14 protein-coding genes are annotated in these 12,876 nt (G+C 63.9%); 6 read left to right on the top strand and 8 right to left on the bottom strand.

The features are described from left to right. The first annotated feature begins 212 nt into the window (after window positions 1-212). The 5 genes from uvrB to P2869_RS12025 all read left to right on the top strand — a co-directional run bounded on the left by uvrB (window position 213) and on the right by P2869_RS12025 (window position 5,906). The gene (uvrB, locus tag P2869_RS12045; protein WP_017776217.1) at window positions 213-2,306 is read left to right on the top strand and encodes an excinuclease ABC subunit UvrB; all 2,094 of its coding nucleotides are present in this window, start codon (window positions 213-215) and stop codon (window positions 2,304-2,306) included. A 318-nt stretch (window positions 2,307-2,624) separates the two neighbouring features. Continuing rightward, window positions 2,625-3,182, top strand: a complete 558-nt coding sequence (locus P2869_RS12040) for an iron transporter (RefSeq protein WP_017776218.1) — start codon at window positions 2,625-2,627, stop codon at window positions 3,180-3,182. Window positions 3,183-3,313: 131 nt separating this feature from the next. After that, the gene (locus P2869_RS12035; protein WP_233425781.1) at window positions 3,314-3,604 is read left to right on the top strand and encodes a cupredoxin domain-containing protein; all 291 of its coding nucleotides are present in this window, start codon (window positions 3,314-3,316) and stop codon (window positions 3,602-3,604) included. 41 nt (window positions 3,605-3,645) lie between these two features. Next, a complete protein-coding gene (locus P2869_RS12030; RefSeq protein ID WP_017776220.1) occupies window positions 3,646-4,488 on the top strand; it encodes an FTR1 family protein in 843 nt (280 codons plus the stop codon). Next, the gene (locus P2869_RS12025; RefSeq protein ID WP_277596625.1) at window positions 4,485-5,906 is read left to right on the top strand and encodes a 4Fe-4S binding protein; all 1,422 of its coding nucleotides are present in this window, start codon (window positions 4,485-4,487) and stop codon (window positions 5,904-5,906) included. The genes P2869_RS12030 and P2869_RS12025 overlap by 4 nt, the downstream gene beginning before the upstream one ends. Before the next feature lie 403 nt (window positions 5,907-6,309). Here the strand turns inward: P2869_RS12025 and P2869_RS12020 are convergent, their stop codons facing one another. From P2869_RS12020 to P2869_RS12005, 4 genes are all read right to left on the bottom strand, one after another. Further along, a complete protein-coding gene (locus P2869_RS12020; protein WP_199540415.1) occupies window positions 6,310-6,573 on the bottom strand; it encodes a hemin uptake protein HemP in 264 nt (87 codons plus the stop codon). 146 nt (window positions 6,574-6,719) lie between these two features. Beyond that, window positions 6,720-7,202, bottom strand: coding sequence for an SRPBCC family protein (locus P2869_RS12015; protein ID WP_017776223.1), 483 nt, complete (start codon window positions 7,200-7,202; stop codon window positions 6,720-6,722). A 94-nt stretch (window positions 7,203-7,296) separates the two neighbouring features. Further along, entirely contained in the window at window positions 7,297-7,695 is a 399-nt protein-coding gene (locus tag P2869_RS12010; protein WP_017776224.1) for an OsmC family protein, read from the bottom strand. Between the two features lie 98 nt (window positions 7,696-7,793). After that, window positions 7,794-8,666 carry a pirin family protein gene (locus tag P2869_RS12005; RefSeq protein WP_126878334.1) on the bottom strand — a complete coding sequence of 291 codons (873 nt, stop codon included), beginning with the start codon at window positions 8,664-8,666 and terminating at the stop codon, window positions 7,794-7,796. Window positions 8,667-8,791: 125 nt separating this feature from the next. Between P2869_RS12005 and P2869_RS12000 the strand changes: the two genes are divergently transcribed. Next, complete coding sequence (locus P2869_RS12000) at window positions 8,792-9,832, top strand: LysR family transcriptional regulator (RefSeq protein WP_126878335.1); 1,041 nt, start codon at window positions 8,792-8,794, stop codon at window positions 9,830-9,832. Between the two features lie 419 nt (window positions 9,833-10,251). On the opposite strand, the gene P2869_RS11995 is transcribed toward P2869_RS12000, so the two are convergent. From P2869_RS11995 to P2869_RS11980, 4 genes are all read right to left on the bottom strand, one after another. After that, entirely contained in the window at window positions 10,252-10,671 is a 420-nt protein-coding gene (locus P2869_RS11995) for a biopolymer transporter ExbD (RefSeq protein ID WP_017776227.1), read from the bottom strand. 18 nt (window positions 10,672-10,689) lie between these two features. After that, window positions 10,690-11,409, bottom strand: a complete 720-nt coding sequence (locus P2869_RS11990; RefSeq protein ID WP_277596624.1) for a MotA/TolQ/ExbB proton channel family protein — start codon at window positions 11,407-11,409, stop codon at window positions 10,690-10,692. Between the two features lie 43 nt (window positions 11,410-11,452). Further along, entirely contained in the window at window positions 11,453-12,157 is a 705-nt protein-coding gene (locus P2869_RS11985) for an energy transducer TonB (RefSeq protein WP_277596623.1), read from the bottom strand. 409 nt (window positions 12,158-12,566) lie between these two features. Then, a complete protein-coding gene (locus tag P2869_RS11980) occupies window positions 12,567-12,818 on the bottom strand; it encodes a (2Fe-2S)-binding protein (protein ID WP_277596622.1) in 252 nt (83 codons plus the stop codon). Between the last annotated feature and the right edge of the window lie 58 nt (window positions 12,819-12,876).

The following is a 12,876-nucleotide window of genomic DNA, read 5'->3' as shown; positions in this document are numbered from 1 at the left end:
CCGGTGTGGGCGCTTGCCGCGCCGTTGGCTCTGCGACGCGATGCAACGCGACGAGCCGCCGTCCCGCCACCCCGGGCAGCGCCCGCTGCCGGCCACCTCGCCGCTCATACCACTCACGCCGCTCACGCGAAACGCCGCTGGATCAGGCCCCCGCCCGCCCTTTTGCAAAACGCTAGAATAGTCGTTTGCTTGCGGCTGAGGATCCTGCTCCCATGTCCGAACACCACCTGGCCGAAGTCGACGGCACGCTTGACGAATCGAAGTTCGTCTCTTTCGAAGGTTCTCCTTTCCAGCTGTACCAGCCTTATCCACCCGCCGGCGATCAGCCGGACGCGATCAACACGCTCGTGGAAGGCGTCGAGGACGGGCTCGCGTTCCAGACGCTGCTCGGCGTGACCGGTTCCGGCAAGACGTTCACGATGGCCAACACGATTGCGCGGCTGGGCCGTCCGGCGATCGTATTCGCGCCCAACAAGACGCTCGCGGCGCAGCTTTATTCGGAATTCCGCGAGTTCTTTCCGCGCAACGCCGTCGAGTACTTCGTCTCGTACTACGATTACTACCAGCCGGAAGCCTATGTGCCGCAGCGCGACCTGTTCATCGAGAAAGACTCGTCGATCAACGAGCACATCGAGCAGATGCGCCTGTCGGCCACCAAGAGCCTGATGGAGCGCCGCGACGTGGTGATCGTCGCGACGGTGTCGGCCATTTACGGTATCGGCAATCCGACCGAGTACCACCAGATGATTCTCACGCTGCGCACGGGCGACAAGCTCGGCCAGCGCGACATCATCGCGCGGCTGATCGCGATGCAGTACAACCGCAACGAAGCCGATTTCCAGCGCGGCACGTTCCGCGTGCGCGGCGACACCATCGACATCTTCCCGGCCGAGCATGCCGAGATGGCGCTGCGCGTCGAACTCTTCGACGATGAGGTCGAAACGCTGCAGCTCTTCGATCCGCTCACGGGCCGCGTGCGGCAGAAGATCGTGCGCTTCACCGTGTATCCGTCGTCGCACTACGTGACGCCGCGCGAAACGGTGCTGCGCGCCGTGGAGACGATCAAGGCGGAACTGCGCGAGCGGCTCGAATTCTTCAACCGCGACGGCAAGCTCGTGGAGGCACAGCGGCTCGAGCAGCGCACCCGCTTCGACCTGGAGATGCTCCAGGAGCTGGGCTTCTGCAAGGGCATCGAGAACTACTCGCGGCACTTTTCCGGCGCGGCGCCGGGCGAGCCGCCTCCCACGCTTGTCGATTACCTGCCGTCGGACGCGCTGATGCTGCTCGACGAGTCGCACGTGCTGATTGGCCAGCTGAACGGCATGTACAACGGTGACCGAGCGCGCAAGGAGAACCTCGTTGACTACGGGTTCCGGCTGCCGTCCGCACTGGACAACCGGCCGCTCAAGTTCGCCGAGTTTGAACGCAAGATGCGCCAGGTGGTTTTCGTCTCCGCGACGCCCGCCGACTACGAGCAGAAGAAGGCCGGGCAGGTGGCCGAGCAGGTGGTACGGCCCACGGGGCTCGTGGATCCGCAGATCGAAGTGCGGCCGGCGTCCACCCAGGTGGACGACGTGCTCTCCGAGATCAACGAACGCGTGAAAGCTGGCGACCGTGTGCTCGTCACGACGCTCACGAAGCGCATGGCCGAGCAGCTCACCGAGTTCCTCACCGACCATGGCGTCAAGGTGCGCTACCTGCATAGCGACATCGACACGGTGGAGCGCGTCGAGATCATCCGCGACCTGCGGCTCGGCACGTTCGACGTACTCGTCGGCATCAACCTGCTGCGCGAAGGATTGGACATTCCGGAAGTCTCGCTGGTGGCGATTCTCGACGCCGACAAGGAAGGTTTCCTGCGCGCCGAGCGTTCGCTGATCCAGACCATCGGCCGTGCGGCGCGCAACGTGAACGGCAAGGCGATCCTGTACGCGGACCGCATCACCGACTCCATGCGCCGCGCCATCGACGAAACGGAGCGGCGGCGCGCGAAGCAGATCGCCTACAACGAACGCATGGGCATTACGCCGCGCGGCGTGGTGAAGCGCATCAAGGACATCATCGACGGGGTCTACAACGCCGACGAGGCGCGTGCGGAACTGCGCGAGGAGCAGGAGCGGGCGCGGTTCGAAGACATGTCCGAGAAGCAGATTGCGAAGGAGATCAAGCGTATCGAGAAGCAGATGATGGAGTACGCGAAGAATCTCGAGTTCGAGAAGGCCGCCCAGGCGCGCGACCAGCTTGCGCTGCTGCGGCAGCGCGTGTTCGGCGCGAATGTCGGCGATCACGTGGCCGGGGCGAGTTGAGCGACGGAGCTGAGCCGACGCTTATGCCATGGCGCCGGCTGCCATCACCTGCCTTTCACTGTTGAGCCTGGGCTGTCTCGCCCGTATCCCTTTCCAGAATGCTCGCTACTGCCGCGCCGAAAAACGCGCGGCGGCTAGCGGGAAACCCTCCTGCCGTAAGGCTTTCATGACATTTCGATTTGTTGATGGCGGGGAACGGTGATACACTCGCGCATGTATTGAGAATTGTTCGCATTAGCGTTCTTGCATTAATGTGTTTTGTCTCAGCCTCGTAGACGCAGCCTCATGAAGGCAGCTTCATAAAAACAAGGAGTTTCGATGCAGGTCTCATTTTTCGTGCGCGGCGGTGTCGCCGTTGCGGCAGCGGCTGCGCTTGCAACCGCCGTCACGGCCCAGGCGGCCGAATACCCGATCGGCAAGCAGCAGATCCAGGGCGGTATGGAAATCGGCGCGGTCTATCTGCAGCCGATCACGATGGAACCCGAAGGCATGATGCGCAAGGCGTCGGATTCGGACGTCCATCTGGAAGCCGATATCCATGCCGTGAAGAACAATCCGACGGGTTTTGCGGAAGGCGACTGGATGCCGTACCTGCAGGTGCGCTACGAGCTCACGAAACCCGGCTCGGCCTACGCGCAGAAGGGCGACCTGATGCCGATGGTGGCGAGCGACGGTCCGCACTATGGCGACAACGTCAAGCTGGCGGGCCCGGGCAAGTACCACCTGACGATCTACGTCGAACCGCCGATGCAGTCCGGCCACATGGCGTTCGGCCGCCACGTCGACAAGGAAACGGGTGTCGGCCCGTGGTTCAAGCCTTTCACGCTCCAGTACGACTTCACGTACGCGGGCATCGGGAAGAAGGGCGGTTACTGATTGGATGGCAGCATCCGGGCGAGTTCGCTTAACCGCGGCCTCGCCCGGCAAGAGTCGTTCGCGCGTCACGCTTTGCTCAGGAAAAGTCGATGGGAATCAACAGAAAGATCGTTTGGGTCGCGCTGGCGGCGATGATGGCGGGCACTGCCTATGCGGAAGATCTGCCCACCTTCAAGCTGGAAATGGCGGACGGCAAGCTGAGCCCCGCGCGTATCGAGGTGCCGGCGGGCAAGCGCATCAAGATCGAAGTGCGTAACACGGGCAAGGGCGCCGCCGAGTTCGAGAGCGTGCAACTGCGCAAGGAAAAGGTGCTGGCTCCCGGCGCCGATTCGTTCGTCGTGATCGCGCCGCTGTCGCCCGGCGAATACAAGTTTTTCGACGACTTTCATCAGCAGGCGCAGGGCGTGATCGTCGCGAAGTAATCGCGCGGTTGCAGCGAAGCAAAGCAGCAGGAGAATTTTCGATGGGTCAGATTCTGTTCGTCGTGTGGCGGGAGAGCGTCGAGGCGCTGCTCGTCGTGGGCATTCTCTATGCGTGGCTGAAAAACGGCGACGAAGACGCGCAGCGCGGCATCCCGTATCTGTGGACGGGCGTCGGTCTGGGCGTGCTCGCGGCCGTGGCGCTCGGCGCGGCACTCGTGGGCTTCACGGAGGTGCTCTCCGGCGACGCGCAGGACTATTTCCAGACCGCGATGGTGCTCATTGCGTGCGTGCTGATCGTGCAGATGGTGCTCTGGATGAAAAAGCACGGGCGCACGCTCAAGCGCGACATGGAGCAGTCGCTGGCACTGAGCGCGCGCGACTCGAACTGGTGGGGCGTCGCGGCGCTCGTGGCGCTCGCCATTGCACGCGAGGGTAGCGAGACCGTGATCTTCCTGTATGGCATTGGCTTCGGGCAGTCGGGTCACGTGGACGCGAGCCAGATTCTCGCGGTCGTGATTGGACTTGGGCTGGCGTTCCTCACGTTCTATCTGCTGCAACTGGGCGGCAAGGTGTTCTCGTGGCGCCACTTCTTCCGTGTCACCGAAATCATGCTGCTGTTCCTCGGTGCGGGCCTGTTCCAGACCGGCGTCGACAAGTTGATCGACAAGGAACTGCTGCCCACGCTCGTGGACCAGGTCTGGAATACGTCCGCGCTGCTCGATGATTCGAGCACCTTCGGTTCGCTCGTCGCCACGCTGACCGGTTATCGCGCGCATCCCGCATTGATGAACCTGATCGCTTATGCCGTCTACTGGGGCGTGGTGTGGCTGCTCGTGCGCCGCGCCAGCCGTCAACCGCTCCAGACAGCGGGACGGCCGGCATGAGCTGCGTTCCTGCCGGCACGACGCGCAGCGCTCGCGGCGGTCGGCTTGCTGCCGTCGGTCATTGGATGCAGCGCCACGGCGCGTTGATTCGCGGCATCCAGTGGGTCGTGGTGGCGGTCTACGCGTTCCTGATTCTCGTGCCGGCCTTCACGCCGCTACCCGACGACACAGCGCATCTGTGGAACAACCTCACGCTCGCGGCGCAATTCGTGTTCTGGGGCATCTGGTGGCCGTTCGTGCTGCTCTCTATGGTGCTGCTCGGCCGCGTGTGGTGCGGCGTGCTGTGTCCCGAAGGCGCGCTCTCCGAATTCGCGAGCCGCTTCGGCCGCGGCCGCGCCATTCCGCACTGGATGCGCTGGGGCGGCTGGCCGTTCGTCGCCTTCGGGCTCACTACCATCTACGGGCAGATGGTGAGCGTCTACCAGTATCCGAAAGCCGTGCTGCTCGTGCTGGGCGGATCGACGGTGGGCGCCATGGTGATCGGCGTGCTCTACGGACGCGAGAAGCGGGTGTGGTGCAAGTACCTGTGTCCGGTCAACGGCGTGTTCTCACTGCTCGCGCGGCTGGCACCGTTTCACTACAAGGTCGACGAAGACGCGTGGCGACGCTCGTACAAGGCCGGCGAGCATGGGCACCGCGTGATTCCCGTGAATTGCGCGCCGCTTGTGCCGCTGCGCAACATGAAGGGTTCCGCCGCGTGTCACATGTGCGGTCGCTGCAGCGGGCACCGCGATGCGATCGAACTGACGTGGCGTTCGCCGTCGAACGAAATCGTGCAACTCGGCGACCGGCAGGCGAGTGGATGGGACACGGCGCTCGTACTGTACGGTCTGCTTGGCATTGCGATTGGCGCGTTTCACTGGACGGCATCGACGTGGTTCGTCGGTCTCAAGCAGTTCTTTGCGACGTGGCTGGTCGATCGCGACATCACGTGGCCGCTGGAAACCAACGCGCCGTGGTTCCTGTTCACGCATTACCCCGAGCAGAACGATGTGTTCTCGTGGCTCGACGGCACGATGGTGATCGGCTATATCCTCGCGACGGGGTTGGTCTACGGCACGGCGCTGCTCGCGTTGCTGTCGGCGGGAACGCGCATGCTCGGTCGTTTCCAGGCCACACGTCTTCATCACCTGGTGCAGGCGTTGATTCCGCTCGCGGGCGCGGGCGTGTTCCTCGGCCTCTCGGCAACGACGCTTTCGCTGCTGCGCGCCGAGCACGTACCGCTCTGGTGGGCGTCGGATCTGCGCATCGCGATTCTTGCCGTCTCCAACGCCTGGAGCGCGTGGCTGGCCTGGCTCGTGACGCGCCGCTACAGCGCAAACCTCTTGCAGCGTGGCGCTGCCATGCTGTGGTTCATCGCGGCGCTCGCCGTCGTCGACAGCGCGTGGTGGCTGATGTTCTGGGGCTGGGCGCGGTGATGGAGCGGAACGCGTAGGGCGCTAGAGACGCTGTCCGCGCTCAGGGCAACTCGCTGGCATTGCCAGGATTGCATCGCTCGGCGTCGAACCCTTTCGCCGGACCGTGGGCGCACGAACAACGTGGCGCTGAAGACGTCCAGAAAAAGCCGCAGGAAGGTACGTACCTCCTGCGGCTTTTTGCCGATTGAATGGTTGTTGCCATGTCCAACCGTCGAGCGCCTTGATGGCTCGACGGCGACGCAGAGGGAACCAAAAAAGCGGCCTGGCTGGCTGCGACGGTTGATGTGTGTTTGCGCGAAGGGGTCTGGTATCCGTGCAAAACCGTCGTGACTGGCTAATGCCTAACACCTCTCGAGGAGGTGGTCCCCACAATACCCTGTGCTATTCCGTAACTATTTCGTGACTATTTGGTGAGAATCAGCTTGCCGAGACGCGTGGCGCGCAGCTGGTACGTCTCGCCGTTGTGCGTGATGCTGACGTGGCTGCGTCCCTGCAATAGCGTTTCGCTGCTCACGACGCGGTCGCTTGCGGCCGCCGCCCGGCCTTTCGTTTCGGCGGGGCCATTTGCCGCCGTCGTGATGGCCTTCTGACGGTCCCCGGCGAGCGTGCTCGCCGTGATGGTGGGACGGCGCGGGCCGCTGGTGGAAGAGCGCGTCATGTCATTCATTGCGTCACCGCGTGTTGATTTGTTGAGTTGATTCTAAATGATAATGGTTCGCATTTCCTAGTCTAATGAATTGATTGAAACCGAATGTCGATAGGCATGGTTCATCGTGATGGGCGCCCGCATGACGCCCCGCCCAGTCCGCTCGTTCAGTGCACCGAATCCGGTTCGCCGCCGCCCAGCATGTACTGGCGGATCAGCCGTACCGTATCGATGTCCGATTCCCGATACGCCGACTTCACGATCTCCTCCGTCTGCCGCGAATCCGCGTCGAGCGCGGCGGGGAGAGTGGTGCGGTACTCGAAGCGCAGGAACAGTTGCAGCTCGTCGGGCTGCTCGATGGTCATGGTGAGCGAGCCGCCCACGTGCGCTTCCGTTGCGAGGATGTCGTAACGGACGCTCTCGTTGGGCACGAGCGTGACACGGTCGCGCACCGTGGCGTGCCCGTAGTGCAGTTCGCGTTCCAGCGTGCTTTCGGTGCGCGACAGGATCGTGCAGCTATCCAGTCCGAGCACGAACAGTTGCGGTTGTTCGGCACGCAGCACCAGACCGTCCCAGAGCTGTTCGCGCGTCATCGTATCGACGAACGGGTTCAGCGGGTCGTTTACCTGGATCAGATGTTCGAAGTTCAAAACTGCAGTTTCCTCTAAAGACACCCGGCGTAAAGCGGATTCATGCGACCTCGTGCAGCCTTACGCGGCCTCACGCGCGGCGCTAAAAAAGGCCTCAGGCCGCGGCGAGTCCCGTGCGGATCGCGATCGGCCGGCTGAGCACCTTGTGCACCGGACACGCATTGGCGATCTGCAACAGCCGTTCGCGCTGCTCGTCGGACAGATTGCCTTCAAGGACGATCTGCCGGTCGATGGTCGAGCCACTGTCGCCGGTTTCGAGCGAAAGCTTTACACGCACGTTCTCGAGCGGCCAACCCTTGCGCTCGGCATACATCTTCAACGTGATCGACGTGCAGGCACCGAGGCTCGAGAGCAGCAGCGCGAAAGGCGCGGGGCCGCGGTCGCCGCCGCCCGCCGATGCGGGTTCGTCGGCGAGCCACGTGTGCGTGCCGTCGTCGAAGAAAACCTGAAAGGGCTCCGGGCCGGTATGGGCGGTGACTACAGTGTCTGCCATGCGCGTGTTCCTGAAAACGGTAACGGGGCGCGCCGCGGGCGCGGCGAGCCCCTATTGTGACGGAAAGTGCTGCGGCTTGCGGCGCTCGCGCACGGCGCTCAGTGTGCGATCTGCCCCATGCGGCCGGCCTGGTAGTCGAACACTGCCTGGCGGATTTCATCTTCGGTGTTCATGACGAAGGGGCCGTAGCGCACCACCGGCTCGTTGAGCGGCACGCCGCCGATCAGCAGCACGTCGAGCGGTTCGTCGCCTGCGGCGAGCGTCACCGCGTCGCCGTCGTTGCCGAAGATCACCATCTGCTGTGCGCCGATTTCCTGACCGTCGGCGCCGTAGCGCCCCATTCCCGACAGCGCGTAGGCGAACACGCGATACTCCCGCGGCACCGGCTGCTCGATGCGCGCGCCGGGCTGCAGCGTGTAGTGCTGGTACAGGATCGGCGTGCGCGTTTCGATGGCCGCCTTCACGCCGAGCGCCTCGCCCGCAATCACCCGCACGCGCACTTTGCCGTCCGCGGAGGTCGCCACGGGAATGCGCGCCGACGGAATCTCCTGGTAGCGCGGCGCGATCATCTTGTCTGTACGCGGCAGGTTCACCCAAAGCTGCAGCCCGTGCACGCGCCCGCCGCGGCGCGTGAATTCCTCACCCGGCATCTCGCTGTGCACGACGCCCGCGCCTGCGGTCATCCATTGCACGTCGCCGGGCCGTAGCGTGCCCGAATGCCCGGCCGAATCCTTGTGGCCGAATTCGCCTTCGAGCATGTAGGTCACGGTTTCGAAGCCGCGATGCGGATGGTCCGGCGCGCCACGGGCTTCGCCCGGCGCGTAGTCGACCGGTCCCATTTCGTCGAGCAGCAGGAACGGGTCGAAGTCCATCAACATGCGTGTGGGAAACGGGCGGTGGACGATGAAGCCGCCGCCCTCGGTCGTGCGAACAGCGGGATGCGTGCGTTCGATCGTGCGTGTCGTGGTCATCGATATGTCACCTCAAAAAAGGGGGAATAGCGTTATTTCTGAAACACCCAGCTATTATAGGAACGGTCTTTACGGCCTTCAGCCGCCCTGCGCGCAATGGATTGTCCTGCTCATGGAACAATGAGATGAAGATCGATTCCCACAACCTGAACGACCTGATGTACTTCTCGCAGGTCGTGGAGCACGGCGGCTTTTCCGCGGCGGAACGCGTGCTCGGCATTTCGAAGTCGCGGCTCTCGCGCCGGCTTTCCGAACTGGAGGCGTCGCTCGGCGTGCGCCTCTTGCAGCGCTCTACGCGCAAGCTCGCGTTGACCGAGGCCGGGCAATTGTTCTACGGACACTGCCAGGCCATGCTGAGCGAGGCGCAGGCGGCCGTGAACGTGGTGCAGTCGCTGCGTGCCTCGCCGCGCGGGACGGTGCGGGTGAGCGTGCCGGTCACGCTTTCGCAGACCATTCTGTCGCGCGCCATTCCAGACTTCATGATTCGTTATCCGGAAGTGCGCGTGGTGATGCGCGTGACCAATCGCGTGGTCGATCTCTTCGAAGACTCGGTCGATGTCGCGTTGCGCGTGCGCTCGGACCCTCCTGAGAACGCCAACATCGTCGTGCGGCCGCTGTGGCGAACCGAGCAGATGCTGGTGGGCGCGCCGAGTCTCTTGAGCCAGAACGCGCCGCCGCTCACGCCGGCGGATCTCTCGCGTTTCGACACGCTCGACACGCCGACCACCGACGGCCGTCACATGTTCCAGCTCATCGCACCGGACGGCACGCGCCACACTCACGAGCACGAACCGCGCCTCATCACGGCGGATCTGTCGACCATCCGCGAAGCGGCGCTCTCGGGTCTTGGCATCGCTGCGTTGCCGGAGATGATGTACGGCGCGGCGCTGCGAACAGGCAAGCTTTCGCCGGTGATGCCGGGCTGGACCCTGCCGACGCCGCAGCTCTACGCTGTCTTCCTCTCGCGCCAGGGGATGGTGCCTGCGGTACGCGCGTTCGTGGATTACCTCGTCGAAGTGCTGGGCACAAGCGATGCCCACGGCGAGTGTCCTCTGCACGAGGACGTGATGGCTGCGGCCGCGGCGAACGCGGCGGCCAGTCGGGACAGTGCGCGTGCGGCGGCGGGTGAACATGCAAGCGCGAAGCCTAAGACCGAGGTGGCATAACGCCACAGCTGCACGCTGCATGCGCAGCCGTCAATGTCGCGAGGCCACGCGCAGCAGGCCTTTTCGCCGGCGCTCATTTCTTTTGTCATTTAAGCGTCGCCGGCAATCACTTCTTTCAATTGCTCGATGCTTGAATGCGCGCGGCACGAGGCCTATATTGAGGGTGCCTTTCGCCAAGCCTGTTGCTTGAGCGGGAGTTGATGGCAGCTATCATAGCGAGCCTTCTAGGGCAGAGCACAACCGTGGCAATCACGGCACGTTGCATGCGTTCGCGCCAGCCACGTCAATGGCTGACGAGTCCGCCGCCCGAATGCGCCGCGTGCGCACGAAAAAAGGCCTTCATCTGACGATGAGGGCCTTTTACTTTCTGTGGGCTCGTTGCGTGTCGCGCAGATGTATCGCTTCGATTCAGTGTGCGTTTAGCGCGCGTTCGGATCCGTCACGAAACCGATCTTCGTCAACCCGCCCGCCTGCGCGGCGGACATCACCTGCGCCACTTTCTCGTAGGGCACCTTGCGGTCGGCGTTCAGGTGCAGTTCGGGCTGCGGCTGCTGTTGGGCCGCGGCCGCGATCTTCGCGCGCAACGTGTCGAGATCCACCGGCGTCTTGTCCCACACGATCGTGCCGTCGGCCTGCACCGACACACTCACTTGCGCAGGCTTCGTCTCTTCTTTCTGGCTGCTCGCATGCGGCAGGTCGATCTTCACGGCGTGACGGATCACGGGAATGGTGACCATGAAGACGATCAGGAGAACCAACATGACGTCGACGAGCGGCGTCATGTTGATCTCGTTCATCAAGCCGTCGTCATCGTCGGCGGCGAAGGGGCTCATTGCCATGGGATGCCTCGCCTCTCGTTACTGACCGCGCGCGGCGAGCCGCAGATTGTTCTTCGACGACGACAGCTGCGTGCCCGTCACGAAGAACGCATGCAGACCGTGCGCGAAACGCTTCAGCTTGCTCACGACCGCCTTGTTGGCGCGCGTGAGCGCGTTGTAGCCGAGCACCGCCGGAATCGCGACGAAGAGGCCGAACGCGGTCATGATGAGCGCTTCGCCCACGGGGCCGGCCACCTGGTCGATGGACGTCTGTCCCGTCGCGCCGATGGTGAGCAGCGCGTGATAGATGCCCCACACCGTGCCGAACAGACCCACGAACGGCGCCGTGCTGCCCACGGAGGCGAGCACCGCAAGCCCGCTTTGCATGCGCGAGATGGATTCGTCCATCGTGTCGTTGAGGCACCGGGTGATCCAGTCCGATACGTCCATGCGATCGTGCAGATGCGGCTGCGTCTGATGATGATGCTCCGAGGCTTCCTGGCCCGAGAGCGCCAGCGCGAGGAACGGATTGTCGGCGCGTGTGCCGCTGCCGAGCTTGCGCACGCCGTCGGCGAAATCGCCGGAATGCCAGAACGCCTGTTCGGCGTGCTTCGTGAGTCGCTTCAGACGCATCACGTTCCAGCTCTTCAGCGCGATCACGCTCCACGACAGCACCGACATCACGGTGAGCGCGATGGCAATACCACGCGTCACGAAATCCCCTTGCGCCCAGACGTGGGCGATACCGTAGTTCTGCATTTCGATCCTCTTGTTTTGCGTGCCGGTGTCGGCAAAAGCGGCTTCAGTCGTGCAGGCTGAAGTCGAAAGGCTGGGTGTAGGCGGCACGCACCGGTTCGCCGTTTTCCAGGTATGGCTTGCAGGTGCTGTCGCGCATGGCGTCGAGCGCGGCGTCGTCGAGCCGGCTGTAGCCGCTGCTTTTCTTCAGCTCGACGTTCTCGATCGAACCCGTGAGGCCCACTACGAAGCGCACGTAGGCGATGCCTGTCTCGCCGCGGCGCTTCGAGAGGGCGGGGTAGTCGGGCTGGGCAATGCGGCAATCCAGATGCGAGACGTTGCGAGGCGCGTTCAGGGCCATGGCCGGCCTGGCCGGCGCCGACGGTGCGGCGGCGGGGCTTGAGGGCGCCGCAGGCGTGGTCGCAGGAGCCGGCGTGGCCGCGGGGGCCGGCGCCGGCGTTGCGTCCTGAGCCGAAGGCGCCGCTGTTTGCGGCAACGGCGTCGGTGCAGGCTTGGGCACCACCTTCTGCTGAGGCTTGGGCGGCGTTTTGGCTTTTTCGTGTACGACGGGCGGCGCAGGCCTCGGCTCCGGCGTCGACTGGATCGCGGACGGGGCCGCCGCCGCTTCGGGCCGCAGCAACTCGGCAGTAATGGTGTGCGACTCGAGCGCGAGCGGCTGGGCGTTTTCGTTGCGCACACGCAGCGCGACGGCCAGCAGCGCGGCATGGATGGCGGCCACAGCCGCGACCGCAACGACAACGCGGGGCTTCATGCGAAAGGAGGGAGCCGGGTTCATGCCGGCATGGAGACTGAAAACCTGCATGTTAGCGTGGTCGCGTGGCCGGGCGCTCGACGAAAAGGCGGCTTTTCGCAAAGTGCGGCGTCATTTGTGGAAGATCAGCAGAGAAATGCACAGCGTCATGACGAAACCCATCAGCAATTCCATCCCGGACTCCTCGTCGAGAATGAGCGTCAGCTGGCTGGTTTCGGAACTGGCTTGCTGTCGGTGGTGAAGAGAAGCGCGAAGCGGTGCGTACGGTGGGTACGTCACGCGCCTGGGAGCGGCGCTTCAGTGAAACGTGTACCTCAGCGCTCGTGGCGCAACGCGATGCTCACGTTGAATCCGCGGGGCCGGCTGTCCCGGCGCGCGCTGCATTGCCGGGTGGGGCGCCGAAGCCTTGTCATGCAGCTTTGCGTCCGTAGAACGTAACTGCGGCCGTGACGGGCTGCGCGGCCGGACGACCGTGTGCTACGCCGCACTGGCTCGCGCAGACACCGCTCTCGGCCATGATCTGGCGGACGGTTTCCTCGCACTTGCCGCAGCACGTCGCCACGCCAAGCTCGAACTGGAGCCCCTCGAACGTGTCGACGCCTTCCGCAATGGATGCGCGAATCTTCCGGTCGGAAACAGACTTGCAGACGCAGACGATCATGGCTTGAGTGATAGCTAACGTTAATGCGAATTATTATCATTATGTTGGGCGCATTTGG

The organism is Paraburkholderia sp. SUR17, from assembly GCF_029536165.1.
GTDB classification, from domain to species: domain Bacteria; phylum Pseudomonadota; class Gammaproteobacteria; order Burkholderiales; family Burkholderiaceae; genus Paraburkholderia; species Paraburkholderia kururiensis.
This window is presented reverse-complemented; position numbering and strand designations above follow the sequence as displayed.